Here is a 14,726-nt window from a genome sequence, read left to right as displayed (position 1 = left end):
GTCGGGACTCAACTGCGTTTTTTCGTCTCGTGGTGATGCTGCTCGACGACGGTGCGGGCCAGTTCGGCGACCTTGACGTTGAGCTGTTGCGACGTCCGGCGGAGCAGGTCGAACGCCTCGACGTCGGAGATCTTGTTCAGCGCCATCAGAAGACCGACTGCCTTGCCGATCTCCCGGTTGCTCTCGATGCCGTTGCGCAGTGATGCGATGTCCTCGCCCCGCGACGTGGCGGCGACGGCAACGGCGGCGAAGGCGGCCAGAACGCTGCCGTGGGTGGCGGACGCGAGGTCGAAGGCCCCCGGCGTATCGGAGAACAGGTTCAGCGACCCGACCTTGCGGTCGTCGACTCGCAACCGGAATCCCATCGCTCCACGCACGGGCGTCTGCGTCACGATGCCGGGCGCCAGGTGCGGCCATTGCTCGGAGACATTCAGGTCCGGCTCGATCTGGGCGGCGTCCTCCTCGATCGCGTCCAGGCACGGCCCCTCACCGGTCACGCGTTCGAGGTCGTCGATGTGCCGCGCGACGTCGTCGGAGGCACCGACGGTGACGTACGCCTTACCTTCCCGCAGCATGAGACTCGCACGGTCGCAGCCGGGTACCAGCATCGTGGCGGCCACACAGATCGCCGAGTACGTCTCGGAAGGGCCGGCGCCGCGATAGACGATCTCGGCAAGCGCGGTGAACACCGTCGCCGGATCGGCCGCGGACTGACCGTTGTGCATGAGCGCTCCTCGCCCTCTTCTTGCCGCGCCTTCGGTGCGGGCCCTCGAACCGCCATTCAATCAGACATGCGGAAACACCCACGATCCGCTGGGACGGCGAATTCGCTCGCCACGTGCGAATTCAGACCCGACGAGCGACCCGGGGCCCGAGTTGGACAGTCGCTCGAGTAGCACTTGTCGCTGTGATGGGGTACAACACATCGGCATTGGTTTTGTGAACCAAGTCACGGATTGCTTGCAGGGGGATTAACCGAATATGACAGGCACGGCAACGCGCCAGCACACCGCACGCTACGAGGACGTCCGGAGCGTCCCGATGGTGCTCGTGTCCACCACCAGCTCGTCGACGCGAGGGTGGCGCGCCGCTCTCGGGCACACACTCGGCACCGCCGTCTCGGTCGGCGCCGCAGCCCTCATGGTCACCGGCCTCACCGCGGTCGGTGCAACCACCACCGTCACGGGTCTCGTGTCCTTCCTCCGGACGAACTGATCGTCCAGGTCGACCGAGCCCCGTTCATCCGACACCACAGACAGGAACACCACCACACATGCACACCTCCGCTGTCGCCGCACCCCGTCGCTCCATGAGCACCGAGGAGATCAAGGCCCGCATCGAGGCCATGTTCGCGGACCACGACCAGCAGGAGCGCCCGACGGCCGACTGACGGTCGGCGCCCGGGCCGCACGTCGAGAGGAGAACAGATATGAACGCGAACGTGGTCGAGCTGCTGCTGTTGCTCGGTGCCGCACTGGGCGGCACCGCAGCCTTCAAGGCCTACCTGGCGCGACCGGATTCCGCGCATCCGCCCGTATCCGACGACCTGGTCCGCCCGCCCCGGTACTGACGAGAGAGCACCCGTCCGGAAGGCTTCCTTCCGGACGGGTTTTCTCATCCCGGACGGCCCGGCCCGCGAAGCACGACGCGGGCCCGGTGCCACGGTCCGGACAGGATCGGCAACATCCCGGTAGGCAACCGGGACAGCTGCCCGCGGACCGCGGTGACCGGAGTGAGCAGCCAATCGGCGGTGTCCACGATCCGCTCGATCCTGCGGAGGGTCAGGTCGACCCGGTCGATCGACGCGCCGAGCCGGTCCACAGCCACGGCGAAGTCGCCGAGCTGCTCGTCGAACCGGCCGAGCACGCGGTCGAAGTTCGCGAGCGAGACACCGATCCCCTCCGCCGCCCGTTCGACCCGGGCGATCGTCGCGTCCGCGTTGAGCGCGGCCTGCGTGAGCCTCCTGATCCGGCCCGACGCTCCGTCGCCGGGCCCGGTCAGGTCCGCCACGTCGCCACCTCGCAGATCGTCATTTCGCGTCCGCCCCCTGCAGGAGCCACCGGTCGTCCACCCGGTGGAGGGTGATCAGGAACCGCGTCGCGTCGACCCGCCCGTCCGGCACCGCGACGTTCTGCACGTCCTGGTCGAGAAACACGAGCACCGTCGCGCGATCCGCCTCCAGTGTCTCGACCGCGGCGTGCGACACGGTCGCGACCGACACGCCCTGCCCGTTCTCCACGAGCCCGCGCAGATCTCCCGCCACCGCGCGGTACTTGTCCGCGAACTCGGGGGTGGAGACGTCGGTGACCGCGGCGAGCGCATCGTCGAACTGCCGGTAGTCGTAGGTGCCGAGCGCGATCGCGTACTCCCGGGCCCGCTCGAGCGCACCGGCCCGTAGGTCCTCGGCCTGTTCGGCCTGCCACCACCGGAAGCCGCAGAAGCCGGCGGCCGCCGTGAGCAGCACGATCAGGGCGAGCAGCAACTGTCGCCGCGGCCGGGAGCCCGGGAGCGGCGAATCCGGCAGCGCGGTCGTAGCAGTGTCGTCGACGGTGGATTCGGTGGTCGGCATCAGTTTCCCAGTCCTTCCAACAGCTTCTGCCAGTACTGCAGCACCTCGACGCCGGTCGGGACGAGCAGCGGGTCCTGTGCCATGTCCGGCCCGGTCACCCGTCCCGGGGTGGTCTGGTGCTGCAGACCGAGATCGTCGGGTCGTGGCGCGACGCGCGCGCCGCGCTGGGCGAGACCCTCACCCGGCGGGCAGTACAGGGACAGGTTCGGCGTGCGGGGGCTCTCGTCGCCGACCGTGCGACGCCGGGTGTCGTAGTAGCAGACCGGCCCTTGCGTGGCGACGAGCGAGAAGTCGCCGCGGTCGCCCTTGACCACCGAGGTCAGATCACCGAGCGCCGCCGGGATCGAGTCGACGCCGGCAGCCAGGGCGGGGGTGCGCGGGGCGAGCACGTCGCCCACGGTCACCAGGTTCGTCAGCAGCAGCCCGTAGTCGTCACGGGTGTCGGCGAACAACTGCTGCGTCTTCGCGAGGGCCTCCGGCGACCGGTCCAGCAGGTACACGAGCGAGTCCCGGCTACCGACGAGCTGGTCGGAGACGTCCCGCACGGCCCGCACCGCACCGGGGAACGTGTCGGAGTTCTCGGCGAGCGTGTTCACCAGGTCGACCCCCTGCTCCAGCAGGGCCGCGAGGGTCGGCGCCCGCTCGGACGCCATCGCCGAGAGCGCGTCGGCGTTCTCGAGCAGGGCCTGCAGATCGGGCCCCGTGCCCGCGAGGGCGGTGCCCCAGGTCTCGCCGAGCGTCGCGACCGACCCTGGGTCGATGCTCTCGACGAGCGCACTCATCCGGACGAGCATCCGGTCCAGCCGAAGTCCCTGCTCGTCCGCCGGCACCTCGAGGGTGTCGCCGTCGGCGAGAAAGGGTCCCTCCGCGGTCTGCGGTTCGATGTCGAGGGTGATGATGCCGATCGCGGTGGCCGTCGCGACGCGGCCCGTGCTGCCCACGGGAATCCGGGTGTCCGGATCCAGCGTGAGCACCGCCCTCGACCCGCGACCGCCGTCGTCGATCGTCACCGAGTCGATCTCCCCCACCGCGACCCCGCGGTAGGTCACCGTCGTGCCGGGACCGATACCGCGCGCGTCGACCAGGTGTGCTCGCACCTCGATGCCACCGCCGAAGCTCTGCGGGCCGAGGACGTAGCGGACGCCGAACGCGGTGGCCAGCAGACCGACGACGGCGAACAACGAAACCTGCACCAGCACCGGTCGCTTCATCGGAGCCCTCCCCGGAGCAGGTCGGGCAGACCCGACGGGACGGTGACCGGTGGCGGCCCGCCCGGTGTCGGGACGCCGCCGGTGAGCAGCATGTCGAGCGCTCCCGGCACGTCGAGAGCGCCGTCGAACAGCAGGTAGTCGCCGTGCACGGACCGGTTGAACCCGTCGACGAAGGCCTCCATGTTGGTCAGCGCGGAGCCGACCGTCCGGTTGAAGTCCCGGATACCGGCGAGGATCTCGGCGATGTCGTCGACGGAGCCGCCGATCCGGCCGGAGTCGGCCATGACCGCGTCCAGCGACGTCAGCATCGTGGACGTGCTCGACACCAGGGACCGTAGGTCCGCTTCCTGCGCGGCGAGCACCTCGACGATCTCCGCGCTGCTCGCGATGCCGTCGTCGATCAGCTGCTGTTGCTGCGCCAGCCGGGCCGCGACGTCGTCGGCGGCGCGCAGCGTACGGGCGAGGTGATCGCCGTTCCCGGCCGCGAGCGCCATCGTCCGGTCCATCCGCTCGAGCAGGGTGCGGATCTTCTCGCCGCGACCGCCGAACGCGGTCGTGAGTTCGGTGGTGATCGTGCGGAGTTCGTCGAGGCCGCCGCCGCTCACGATCTGTCCCAGCATCGCGAAGGTGGCCTCGAGCTCGGGGCCCCGCTCCGTCCGCTCGATGACGTCCCCATCGGCGAGCGGCTCGGGGGACGGCTCCCCGGGCAGGTCGATCTGGACGAACGGACTGCCGAGCGCGGACGGCAGCCGCACCGACGCGGCGACGTTCGCGGGCAGTGCGACCCACTCGCTCATGCTCAGCTCGAGGAATGCGCGGCGACCGTCCGTGGAGATCGACCGCACGCGGCCCACCACGGCCTGCCCGACGCGCACCTCGGTGCCGGGATCGACGCGGTCCGCCCCGTCGAACACCGCTGTCACCCGGTAGGTTTCACCCTCGCCGCTGCGCCCGATCGGCAGCTGCTGCAGGCTCGCGCCGCACCCCGTGGCCGAGACCGCGGCCGCAGCCAGGACGGCGGCGAGCCCGGCTGCGCGCCGGTTCATCGGCCGCCTCCCAGTGCCCGGTCCAGCGACTGCGGCACGAGATCCCCGAAGGGATCGGCCAGGTCGAACGGAACGGTGATCGGGTTGGTGAATCCCGCTCCGGTGCACAGCGGCAGCTGTTCCCGCTCGCACAGCTCCTTCGCCCGTGGGAACTGACCGATCTGGGTGGAGATGTTCAGCCGGATGCGGGCGGTGGTGTTCTCACCGATCGCGTTGTCGATGTTCTGCATCGCCAGCGGCAGCACGTCCAGCAGCTCCGCGAGGTCGGCCCGGTGCTCGGCGAACAGCCCGGTGAGCACCTGCGTGTCGGCGACGACGGCGTCGATGTCCTGACCGCGGGCACCGAGCAGGGCGTCGAGCCGGTCCAGGATCGTCGTCAGCTGACCGACCGGCCCGGCGACGTCGAGGTTCTGCCGCTGCATCTCGGTGCCCAGTTCCGCAAACCCGGTGGCCAGTTCGGACAGCGAGCCCTGCCGGGCGTTCACGGCCTCGACCGCGATCCCGAGGTCGTCGACGAGCGCCCCGATGTCCTCGGATCGGGCGCCGACGACGGAACTCGCGGAACCCACCGCGCGCAGCGCCCGGTTGATCTCGGGTCCGAGCCCCGCGGTGGCGCCGGCGGCCAGGTCGAGGGTCGAGCCCAGTGCGCCGGCTTCCGGCCCGAGGGCCGCCGCGATGGTGTCCACGCTCTCGAGCAGTTCGTCCCAGTTGATCGGTGCGTGGCTGCGTTCGGGCGGGATGACGTCACCGTCCTCGAACCGGGCCCCGCCCGCATAGGCCGGGCTCAGTTCGACGAACCGGTCGCTGATGATCGACGGATTCATCACGAACGCCGAGACGTCGGCGGGCAGGGCGATGTCGTCGGGGATCCGCATCGTCACCGTCACGACCGTGCCCGCCGGCTCGACCGATTCGACCGTGCCGACGGGCAGCCCCAGGACGGCGACCTTGCTACCGGGATAGACCCCGCTCACGGACGCGAACTCGGCGGTCACGGTCCGGGCACGATCGGTGCCGAGGAAGACGTACCAGGCCGTCGCCGCGCACACCACGGTGACGACGCCGAGCGCGAGCCCGCGGATCGCACCTGTCTTCCGGGCGGGCACAGCCTTCCGTGTGGTCACCGGCAGCCCTCCATCACGCCGAGCGCGCACAGCAGGTTGTCGGGGATGGGGCCGGCGGGGGCGTGCACGTCGACCCAGTTGCCGTTGCCCGACGCGTCGGTGGCGGCCCGCAGCGCCGGCGGCAGACGGGTCATCAGCACATCGATGTTCTCGGCGTTGCGGTTCAGCGTGTCGGTCACCGAACGCAGGTTGACCAGCAATGCGTCGATCTCCGCGGAGTTGTCCTCGAGGAAGGCTGCGGTGCGCTCGGTCAGCAGGCGCAGATCCGCCACGAGCTGCCCGAGCGCGTCCCTGCGGGCGGCGAGCACCGACACGACGGTGGTCGCGTTCTGTACCAGCGCCGCGACGTCCTCGCTCTGCCCGGCGACGATCGCGGAGAGCGAGCGCGACGCCTCGAGCAGCGAGTGGATGCGGGCGTCGTTGCGCGACAGCATCTCCGCTGCGGCGGTGGCGCCGGCGAGGGCGTCGGCGACCTGCGCCGAATCGGACGGCACGGTGTCGGCGAGCGCCTGCATCATCGCCTCGAGCCCGGGCACGTCGAGATCGCGCGCCACCTGCCCGGCGTCCGCCGCGATCTCGTCCAGGCTGTACGGAACCGAGGTGCGTGCCAGCGGGATCCGGCCGTCGGGGAGTTCCCCGGCCCCGGCCGGCGTCACCGACAGGTAGAGCTTGCCGAGGACCGTCTTCAACTTCACCTCGGCCGCAGTGCGATCGCCGAGCGGTTGACCACCGTCCACCCGGAACGTCACGACGACCCGGTCCGTCCCCAGCCGCAGGCCCTCCACTCGCCCGGCGGGCACCCCGGCCACGTAGACCGGGTCGTTCGGTTGCAGCCCCGCCGCGTTCGCCAGTTCCGCCGTGTACTCGTCGGTGCGGAGGAGGTAGGTGACCCGCGGTGCAGCGAGGGCGACGGCCATCACCGCCGTGACGAGGACGATGCCGACGGCCCCCACCACGAGCGGGTCGGCGGTCCGATCGTGCCGGCCCGCGAGCATCGCGAGTGCGGCGTCGCGGATTCGACGCACGACGCTCATCGGCACACCTCCGAATAGGACGGACCGAAGAGGTTGACCTCGACGTCGTGGCTCTTCACCGTGAAGTTGCACATGTAGAGGTTCAGCCAGCCGCCGTAGTCGCCGATGCGGTTGATGTTGCCGGCCAGCTCCGGAAGTCCGCTCATCACCCGCTCGAACTCCCCGGTTCGGGGGATCCACGCGTCGGTCATCGCCCGCAGGTCGGTCACCGCGCTCCCGAGCGGGGCCGTCGCGCCGGACACGAGCGCTGCGGTGGCGCGGACGGAGGTGGACCCGCGCTCGACGAGCACCGCGAGCTGATCGCCGTCCCCGGCCAGGGCGTCGCTGACGACGGCCAGTCCCGAGATCAGGCGGGCGACGTCCGTACTGCGCCGGTCCGCGACGGCGACGAGCGTCTCGAGGTTGGCGGCGAGACTGTCGAAGATCTGCTCGTGCTCGACGAGGTCGGTGCTCACCGACGCGATGTGCAGCAGCAGCGAATCCAGGGTGCTGCCCTGCCCCTGGAACGCCTCGACGACCGCGGTGGCGAGCGTGTTCACCTGGGCGGGGTCGATCGCCTCGAACAGCGGCTCGAAGCCGTTGACGAGCGCGGTCAGGTCGACCGGTGGCGACGTCTGTCCGACCGGGATGGTGCCACCGTCGGGCAGTGCGGTGCCGGTCCCCTCCTCGGGCAGCGTCAGCGCGACGTACCGGACGCCGATCATGTCGCCGTAATGCACGTCGGCGGTGACATCCGTGGTGAGCTCGAACTCCGATTCGACCTCGAAATCGACTACTGCCCAAGATGTTCCGTCGCCCTGCGGGGCGAACGTCACGTCGGACACCCGCCCCACCCGCACACCGGCGAGCGTGACGTCGCTGCCGGGGCCGAGCCCCTCGACATCCGTGAACTCCGCGGAGTACGCGCGGGTGGACCCGGCGATCGTCCTGTCGAGAGTGTTCCCGACGACGACCGCCGCCAGCACCCCCACGGCGCAGAACGCCGTGAGGCGCACTCCCGGTCCGAGCAGCGAATTCACGAGACTTCCACCTCCGTGCCGCGGACGAGCGGCGCGAGCAGGATCGACGCGGCGGTGGACGGATTCGTCCCCGTGGCCGCGGGATCGGACGGGTCGGCACCACCTGCGATCTGCTCCAGGTATCCCAGCGACTCCCGCTCCGCGGCGGCCGAGAGGACGGGATCGTCACAGTTCGCGCCGTCCATGCCGGGATACCGGGGGCAGTCGGCGGCGGTGTACGGCATCGGATCCGAGAAGTCCGCGACGGCGGTGATGTCGAACCGCCCGGTCGCGAAGACCCGTGCGCCGGCGTCACCGAAGATCGTCAGATGACGCAGGGTGTCGTCGAGCCCGACGGTGTCGGCCGCGAACGTCTCGAGCACCGGGGCACCGTTGCGGACGACGGCGATCATCCGCTCGGTGTTCTGCGCGATCAGGGTGGAACCGTCGGCGGCCAGCGCGGCCCCGCCGCGCAGCAAGCGTGCGACGCCGTCGCGGCGTTCGAGCGCGATCTCCGAGAGCACGGCCGCGTTCTGCATGGTCGCGACCATGTCGTCGGTGGCCGCGGCCATCGACTCGGTCACCGCCGTGAGTTGCGGCGCGGAGGCCAGTCCCTCGTCGATCAGCGGGCCGAGCTGCTCGGTGAGCGCGACGCTGCGGTCGATGGTGCGGCCGAGGGATTCGCCCCGTCCCGCCAGTGCGCGGCTCATCGCGTCGAGGGTGACGGCGAGCAGGTCCGGCCGCAGTTCCCGCAGCAGATCGGTGGTGGTGTAGTACAGGTTCGCCAGCTGCACCGCCTCGGCGGAGGTGTCCACCGGGAGTTGCGTGCCGGCCCGCAGTCGGGGCCCGGTTGCGGGGTCCGCGGCCGGGACGAGTTCGAGGAAGACGTCACCGAAGAAGGTGCGCGGAACGATGCGGAGCTGCACCGAGGCGGGAATGTTCCGGATTGCGGCGGCGTCGAGTTGCATCGTGATCCGTGAACTCGCGAGGCCCGCTTCCAGGTGCACGAGCCGGCCGACGTGCACGCCCCGGTACTGCACCCCGGCGGCGCCGTGGATCACCCCCGCGCCCGCCGGGACCACCGCGGTGACCTCCGGGTCGCGCGAGAGGCCGCCCGACCCCGACGCGACGAGCAGGGCCCCCGCGGCGATCAGGACGACGACGGCGACGACTCCGACGAGAGCCGTTCCCGCCCTGCCGATTCCGTCCCGGCGTCGGCGACGGCTCTCGCGCCGCGGTGGGGGCGACGCGGTGACGGCAGGACCCGGTGCCGTCGCCTGCTGGGTCGTCACGACAACCCCACCCCCGGCACGGTCGGCACGAGCCCCCACAACGCGAAGGTCAGAACCACGTCGGTGACACCGATGGCCAGGATGCTGGTACGCAGCGCCCGTCCGGCCGCGCGACCGACCCCCTCCGGCCCGCCGGTGGCATGGTACCCGTAGGAGCAGTGCACGAGCGCGACGATGATCGCGAACACCACGGCCTTCGTCAGCGAGTACCACAGGTCGGACGGGCCGAGCGCGAGGTGGAAGTAGTAGTCGTAGGTGCCCGCGGAGTTGCCCTGGAAGGTGACGACGACGAGCCGAGTGGCGACGTACGCCGACAGCAGGCCGACCATGTAGATCGGGACCACACAGACGGCGGCCGCGATCAGCCGCGTGCCGGCCAGGAAGGGCACCGACCGCACGGCCATCGCGTCCAGCGCGTCGATCTCGTCGGAGATCCGCATGGCGCCGAGCTGGGCGGTGAAGCCGGTGCCGACCTTCGCCGCCAGCGCGACGGACGCGACGACCGGGGCGAGCTCACGGGTGTTGGCGATCGCGGACAGCATTCCCGACAGCGACGTCATGCCGATCAGCTCGAGGCCGCGCTGGGTCTCGACGCCGACCATCATCGCGGCGACCGCGGACATCGCGAAGACGATGCCGATGGTGCCGCCCCCGGCGAGCAGCGAGGCGTAACCGAAGCTGACCTCCCCCACGTGGTACATCACGTGCTTGTGGTACCGGCGCAAGGCGGTGGGAACGCCTGCGACCGCCTGTATCCCGAACAGCACGTGGCGGCCCACGGTGGCGAATCCGTCGACGACGCCGGTCATCGTGCGGTGGACGCCGCGGACCCGGGTGACGGTGGAGTAGGACAGCATCAGTAGGTCCCCACGGCCGGCACCATCACGGTGTACATCTGGGACAGCACGGTATTGACGACGAACACCATCACGAAGGCGAGCACGACGGCCTCGTTGACGGCGTCGGCCACGCCGCTGGGACCGCCCTTGGCGTGCAGGCCCTTGAACGCGGCGATGAGAGCGGAGGTGATCCCGAAGAACGCCGACTTCACCATCGCCATCACGAAATCCGACAGCCGGCCGTACTCGGCCAGCGTGCGCAGGAAGCCACCACCGGAAGCGTCGTCGACGTAGATCTCGTACAGGTAGCAGCCGCCGACACCCACGAGCGTGACGAGCGCGCAGAGCATCACCGACACGAGGATGGAGGCGAGCAGCCGCGGCACGACGAGCCGCTCGACCACGTTCAGCCCCATCACCTCCATCGCCTCGATCTCCTCGCGGATCGTGCGGGAACCCAGGTCGGCGCAGATCGCGGAACCGCCGACACCGGCGAGCATCAGCGCGCACACCAGCGCCGCGGCCTGACCCACCACGACGAACGCGACGATCGCGCCGGAGTACGCGCCGGCGCCGAGCTGGCCGGCGAGAGAGCCGACGGAGACCGCGATGAGCACGCCGACGGGCAGCATCAGCAGCAGCGCCGGGCCGCTGCACACCTTCGCGATGAACAGCGCCTGTGTGATCGTCTCGCGGAGCGCGAGACGACGGCCGGCGACGACGCGCACGGTGGTGGCGAGGGTCTCCACCGAGAAACCGACCAGCGCACCGACCTGGATCGCCAGGTCGTGCACCGGTCCCCTCGCCTCGGGCAGCTCGAACGTCACTCCCACACCCCCGTACGCGTCATCGCGGCCTCCCCGTCCCCCGATGGCTCCTCGACGTCTCAGCCCTGGACGACCGCCGACAGGCCGCCGCGCAACTGGTGCTTGACGACCTTGCCGCTGGCGTTGCGCGGCAGGGCCTCGACGATCACGACGTCCTTCGGATGCTTGTAGCGGGCGAGCTGCTCGTCGAGGAACGGCTGCAGCTCGTCCAGGGGGAGATCGTCGTGGCCGGGCCGCAACGCGATCACCGCGACCGGCACCTCGCCCCACTTCGGATCCGGACGTCCGATCACGGCGGCCTCGAGGATCTTCGGGTGCGAGAACAGCACGTTCTCGACCTCGGCGCAGTAGATGTTCTCGCCGCCGGAGATGATCATGTCCTTCTTGCGGTCGACGACGTAGACGAAGCCCTCGTCGTCGACGCGCACGAGGTCACCGGAGTGGAACCAGCCGCCGTGGAACGCATCCGCCGTCGCGGACGGGTTGTTCCAGTATTCGCTCATCATGGTGGGTCCGCGGTAGACGATCTCGCCGACCTGACCGGGAGCCACATCGTTCATCTCGTCGTCGACGACCCGCGCCTGGATGGTGGGGATGACGCGGCCGACGGAGCCGAGCTTGCGCAGCGCGTCCTCGCCGTCGAGCACGCAGGTGATGGGCGACATCTCGGTCTGGCCGAACACCGCGACGTTCGACGCGTCGGGGAACGTCGCGGCCATCGCGCGCAGGATCGTGTCGGACGACGGTGCGGCACCCCAGGAGATGTTGCGCAGGGCCAGCTTCCGCGGGTTCGCCTGCTGTGCCGCGCACACCGCCTGCCATTGCACCGGCACCAGGAACAGGTTGGTGACCTGCTCGGCCTCGAGGACGTCGAGCAGCTCGTCCGGGTCGAACGCCCCGACCGGATGGATCACGGTGGTGACGCCCAGCATCAGGTTGGGCGCCATCGCACCGAGTGCCGCGATGTGGAACATCGGCGAGGCGCAGAACCCGACGCCGGACTCGTCGAACAGATGGAACGCACGGATGCACGTGAGTGCCTGCGCGGACATGTTGCTGTGGGAGAGCACCGCACCCTTGGGTCGTCCCGTGGTCCCGGACGTGTACATGATCAGGGCCGGGGTGTCGTCCGGGACGTCGACGGCCGGGTGCGGCTCGCCCGTCTCGGCGACCAGGTCCTCGTAGGCGACGCTGTCGCCGTCCGGGGCCCCGCCGACGGTGACGGACAGGCCGAGCCCGTCGCTCTCCGCGCGGGCCGCGGCGGCCAGCGGAGCGAGGGGTGCCTCGACCACGATCGCCGAGGCCCCGCTGTCGTTCATCAGGTACGCCACCTCGGGTGCGGTGAGACGGAAGTTGACCGGTACGGCGATCGCGCCGAGGGCGTTCGCGGCGAGCACCGTTTCGAGGTACTCGGGGCGGTTGAGCATGAGCACGACGACCCGGTCACCGAAGCCGACGCCGCGCCTTGCGAGGGCACCGGCGAGCCGCTCGACCCGGTCGTGCAACTCCGCCCACGTGATCGACCGGCCCTGGAACCGCAGCGCGGTGCGGTTCGGGATCATCAGGGCGTGCCGCTCGAGGTGGTTGTTCCAGTTGTTGCGACGCAGGCGCTGCGTCTCGGCGAGGGTGGAGGCGGTGACCATGAGGATTCCTCTCGGGGCGTGGGGGGTGCCGACGGGACGCGATCCCGGTTCTCGATGTGAGGCACATTACAGGCAGCGGCCATGTTCGACCAGCACTTTGTTAATGGTGATTCTCGTCGGATCAAGCGCGCGAAGGAGTGACGGCCACGTGCGTCACGAATCGCCGTCGACATCGAATGATTCTGTTGCCCAACGGCTGAACCGGACACTCCGGCGTGCGCGCGCTCGGGCAGCGGCCTGGTTTCCCTACCGAAAGTGCACGGACTGTCGTCAGGAGAAACGCGGTGGTCGCTTCTCGAGCATCGCCATGACCGCCTCGGCGAAGTCCGCCGAGGCGAGCAGCTCGGTCTGGCCGCTCTTCTCCCGTGCCAGCGCGTCGTCGAGCAGGCCGAGCGTCGCGGCATGAAGTGCCCGCTTGGTCAGTTCGAAGGCGCGCCGTGGTTTCGTCGCCGTCCGGGCCGCCACATCCGCGACATGCGCGGCGAACTGCGCGTCGGGCAGGGTGCGCGCGACGAGACCGAACCGGTCGGCATCGGCGGCCGACACCCGCTCGCCGAGCAGTGCCATCTCCGCGGCCCGCGCACGCCCGACCGCGGCCGGGACGAGCAGGCTCGCTCCACCGTCGGGCATCAGCCCCATGTTCACGAACGACAGCAGGAAATAGGCGCTCTCGGCGGCGTAGGTGAGGTCCGCTGCAACGGCCATCGACACGCCCACGCCCGCGGCGGGGCCGTTGACGGCGGCGATCACCGGCACCGGAACCGTCGCGATGGATCGGATCACCGCGTTCGCCACGTCCATGACCTCGGACGGGTCGGCCGGGTTCGTCGCTGCCGCAGCGAGATCGGCGCCGGTGCAGAACGCGGTTCCCGCTCCGGTGAGGACGACGGTGCGGATCCGGGGATCGGTGCCCGCCTCGTCCAGCGCGGCGCCGAGGGCCCGCATGGTCGGCAGATCGACGGCGTTCATCCGCTCCGGCCGGTCGATGGTCAGCCGCAGGATGCCGTCGGCGAGTTCCGAGCGCAGCCCCTCGACGGTCGGTGTGCTCACGCCCCGACCCCCTGTGCGACGAATCCGCGGAGCCGGTCTTCGATGATCGACTCCGCCTCGGACACCATGCGGTCGACGAGTTCGGCCACGGTCGGGATGTCGTCGATCAGGCCCTGGCTCTGTCCGGCCGTCCAGATGCCCGCCTCGAGATCGCCGTCCTCGAACACCTTCCGGCCCCGTGTGCCGGCGACGAGGTGCGCGATGTCGCCGAACTCCGCTCCGCCGGATTCGATCTCGACGACCTCCGCGCTGATCGAATTCGCCGCCACGCGAGCGGTGTTGTGCAGGGTGCGGAAGATGAGCCGGGTGTCGCGTTCGGTGTTGGCGACGATCTGTTCCTTGACCGCGTGCGCGACGGGCGACTCGACGGTACACATGAACCGGGTCCCCATGTTGACCCCGTCCGCCCCGAGGGCGAGCGCGGCGACGAGACCGCGTGCGTCGGCGATGCCACCCGAGGCGATCACCGGGATCTGCAGCTGCCGGGTGGCGGCGGGGATCAGGACGAGACCGGGCACGTCGTCCTCGCCGGGATGACCGGCGCACTCGAATCCGTCGATGCTGACGGCGTCCACCCCGACGCGTTCCGCCTTGAGCGCGTGCCGCACGCTCGTGCACTTGTGAACGACCTTGACGCCGGCGTCCTTCAGATGAGGCAGGTGGTCGACGGGGTTGGACCCGGCGGTCTCGACGATCTTGATACCCGACTCGACGATGGCCTGCCGGTACTCGGCGTACGGCGGCGGGGTGATCGACGGCAAGATCGTGAGATTGACACCGAAGGGTTTGTCGGTGAGCTCGCGGGTCCGGGCGATCTCCTTCACGAGGTCCTCGGGCGTCGGCTGGGTGAGCGCGGTCAGGAAGCCCAGGGCGCCGGATTCGGCCACGGCGGCGACGAGTTCGGCGCGGCCGACCCACATCATCCCGCCCTGGACGATGGGGTGCTCGACCCCGAATGCCTCGGTGAATCGGGTTCTCACTGGACCTCCTCGGATCCTTGACCTGCGCCGCGACGCGCATCGGACGGACACATCCGGCGCAGCGGCCGGACACCGTGGTGACATCGGGAATGCTCGTTAACTTTCGCGGTGCG

16 protein-coding genes are annotated in these 14,726 nt (G+C 70.2%); 2 read left to right on the top strand and 14 right to left on the bottom strand.

Annotation, left to right across the window (positions count from 1 at the left end):
* Nucleotides 1-8 precede the first annotated feature (8 nt).
* Complete coding sequence (locus QYS60_RS16715; RefSeq protein WP_289377931.1) at nucleotides 9-725, bottom strand: GAF and ANTAR domain-containing protein; 717 nt, start codon at nucleotides 723-725, stop codon at nucleotides 9-11.
* A gap of 256 nt (nucleotides 726-981) precedes the next feature.
* On the opposite strand from QYS60_RS16715, the gene QYS60_RS16710 reads away from it, so the two are divergent.
* Together QYS60_RS16710 and QYS60_RS16705 are read left to right on the top strand one after the other, a co-directional pair.
* On the top strand, nucleotides 982-1,215 hold the full coding sequence (locus tag QYS60_RS16710; RefSeq protein WP_003935361.1) for a hypothetical protein: 234 nt from the start codon (nucleotides 982-984) through the stop codon (nucleotides 1,213-1,215).
* 214 nt (nucleotides 1,216-1,429) lie between these two features.
* The gene (locus tag QYS60_RS16705; protein ID WP_289377932.1) at nucleotides 1,430-1,570 is read left to right on the top strand and encodes a hypothetical protein; all 141 of its coding nucleotides are present in this window, start codon (nucleotides 1,430-1,432) and stop codon (nucleotides 1,568-1,570) included.
* 44 nt (nucleotides 1,571-1,614) lie between these two features.
* Here QYS60_RS16705 and QYS60_RS16700 read toward each other — a convergent pair whose 3' ends face one another.
* From QYS60_RS16700 to QYS60_RS16640, 13 genes are all read right to left on the bottom strand, one after another.
* Nucleotides 1,615-2,010 (bottom strand): hypothetical protein, encoded by a 396-nt coding sequence (locus tag QYS60_RS16700; RefSeq protein ID WP_289377933.1) that lies wholly within the window; start codon nucleotides 2,008-2,010, stop codon nucleotides 1,615-1,617.
* A gap of 19 nt (nucleotides 2,011-2,029) precedes the next feature.
* Nucleotides 2,030-2,569: a hypothetical protein gene (locus tag QYS60_RS16695; RefSeq protein ID WP_289377934.1), complete on the bottom strand. Its 540-nt coding sequence runs from the start codon at nucleotides 2,567-2,569 to the stop codon at nucleotides 2,030-2,032.
* Nucleotides 2,569-3,780 carry an MlaD family protein gene (locus QYS60_RS16690; RefSeq protein ID WP_289377935.1) on the bottom strand — a complete coding sequence of 404 codons (1,212 nt, stop codon included), beginning with the start codon at nucleotides 3,778-3,780 and terminating at the stop codon, nucleotides 2,569-2,571. The genes QYS60_RS16695 and QYS60_RS16690 overlap by 1 nt, the downstream gene beginning before the upstream one ends.
* On the bottom strand, nucleotides 3,777-4,826 hold the full coding sequence (locus tag QYS60_RS16685) for an MCE family protein (RefSeq protein WP_289377936.1): 1,050 nt from the start codon (nucleotides 4,824-4,826) through the stop codon (nucleotides 3,777-3,779). The genes QYS60_RS16690 and QYS60_RS16685 overlap by 4 nt, the downstream gene beginning before the upstream one ends.
* The gene (locus QYS60_RS16680; protein ID WP_289377937.1) at nucleotides 4,823-5,950 is read right to left on the bottom strand and encodes an MCE family protein; all 1,128 of its coding nucleotides are present in this window, start codon (nucleotides 5,948-5,950) and stop codon (nucleotides 4,823-4,825) included. The genes QYS60_RS16685 and QYS60_RS16680 overlap by 4 nt, the downstream gene beginning before the upstream one ends.
* Nucleotides 5,947-6,984, bottom strand: a complete 1,038-nt coding sequence (locus QYS60_RS16675; RefSeq protein WP_289377938.1) for an MCE family protein — start codon at nucleotides 6,982-6,984, stop codon at nucleotides 5,947-5,949. Before QYS60_RS16675 ends, QYS60_RS16680 begins: the two co-directional genes overlap by 4 nt.
* Complete coding sequence (locus QYS60_RS16670; RefSeq protein ID WP_289377939.1) at nucleotides 6,981-8,003, bottom strand: MCE family protein; 1,023 nt, start codon at nucleotides 8,001-8,003, stop codon at nucleotides 6,981-6,983. Before QYS60_RS16670 ends, QYS60_RS16675 begins: the two co-directional genes overlap by 4 nt.
* Nucleotides 8,000-9,274, bottom strand: coding sequence for an MCE family protein (locus QYS60_RS16665; protein ID WP_371383695.1), 1,275 nt, complete (start codon nucleotides 9,272-9,274; stop codon nucleotides 8,000-8,002). The genes QYS60_RS16670 and QYS60_RS16665 overlap by 4 nt, the downstream gene beginning before the upstream one ends.
* Nucleotides 9,271-10,131 (bottom strand): ABC transporter permease, encoded by an 861-nt coding sequence (locus QYS60_RS16660; protein ID WP_289377941.1) that lies wholly within the window; start codon nucleotides 10,129-10,131, stop codon nucleotides 9,271-9,273. The genes QYS60_RS16665 and QYS60_RS16660 overlap by 4 nt, the downstream gene beginning before the upstream one ends.
* On the bottom strand, nucleotides 10,131-10,940 hold the full coding sequence (locus tag QYS60_RS16655) for an MlaE family ABC transporter permease (RefSeq protein ID WP_371383694.1): 810 nt from the start codon (nucleotides 10,938-10,940) through the stop codon (nucleotides 10,131-10,133). Before QYS60_RS16655 ends, QYS60_RS16660 begins: the two co-directional genes overlap by 1 nt.
* Before the next feature lie 59 nt (nucleotides 10,941-10,999).
* A complete protein-coding gene (gene fadD5, locus QYS60_RS16650) occupies nucleotides 11,000-12,583 on the bottom strand; it encodes a fatty-acid--CoA ligase FadD5 (RefSeq protein WP_371383693.1) in 1,584 nt (527 codons plus the stop codon).
* Nucleotides 12,584-12,853: 270 nt separating this feature from the next.
* Nucleotides 12,854-13,633 (bottom strand): enoyl-CoA hydratase, encoded by a 780-nt coding sequence (locus QYS60_RS16645; RefSeq protein WP_371383692.1) that lies wholly within the window; start codon nucleotides 13,631-13,633, stop codon nucleotides 12,854-12,856.
* Entirely contained in the window at nucleotides 13,630-14,613 is a 984-nt protein-coding gene (locus QYS60_RS16640) for a nitronate monooxygenase family protein (protein ID WP_289377945.1), read from the bottom strand. The genes QYS60_RS16645 and QYS60_RS16640 overlap by 4 nt, the downstream gene beginning before the upstream one ends.
* Between the last annotated feature and the right edge of the window lie 113 nt (nucleotides 14,614-14,726).

This window comes from Rhodococcus sp. GXMU-t2271, from assembly GCF_041414735.1.
GTDB lineage: Bacteria > Actinomycetota > Actinomycetes > Mycobacteriales > Mycobacteriaceae > Rhodococcus > Rhodococcus indonesiensis.
The sequence above is the reverse complement of the archived record's forward strand: the minus strand, read 5'-3'. Positions and strand labels throughout refer to the sequence as shown.

Bases quoted from the DNA above. Each gene is read 5' to 3' on its own strand.
- QYS60_RS16715 (WP_289377931.1), bottom strand. From the start codon at position 725: ATGCACAACGGTCAGTCCGCGGCCGATCCGGCGACGGTGTTCACCGCG.
- QYS60_RS16710 (WP_003935361.1), top strand. From the start codon at position 982: ATGACAGGCACGGCAACGCGCCAGCACACCGCACGCTACGAGGACGTC.
- QYS60_RS16705 (WP_289377932.1), top strand. From the start codon at position 1,430: ATGAACGCGAACGTGGTCGAGCTGCTGCTGTTGCTCGGTGCCGCACTG.
- QYS60_RS16695 (WP_289377934.1), bottom strand. From the start codon at position 2,569: ATGCCGACCACCGAATCCACCGTCGACGACACTGCTACGACCGCGCTG.
- QYS60_RS16690 (WP_289377935.1), bottom strand. From the start codon at position 3,780: ATGAAGCGACCGGTGCTGGTGCAGGTTTCGTTGTTCGCCGTCGTCGGT.
- QYS60_RS16685 (WP_289377936.1), bottom strand. From the start codon at position 4,826: ATGAACCGGCGCGCAGCCGGGCTCGCCGCCGTCCTGGCTGCGGCCGCG.
- QYS60_RS16675 (WP_289377938.1), bottom strand. From the start codon at position 6,984: ATGAGCGTCGTGCGTCGAATCCGCGACGCCGCACTCGCGATGCTCGCG.
- QYS60_RS16660 (WP_289377941.1), bottom strand. From the start codon at position 10,131: ATGCTGTCCTACTCCACCGTCACCCGGGTCCGCGGCGTCCACCGCACG.
- fadD5 (WP_371383693.1), bottom strand. From the start codon at position 12,583: ATGGTCACCGCCTCCACCCTCGCCGAGACGCAGCGCCTGCGTCGCAAC.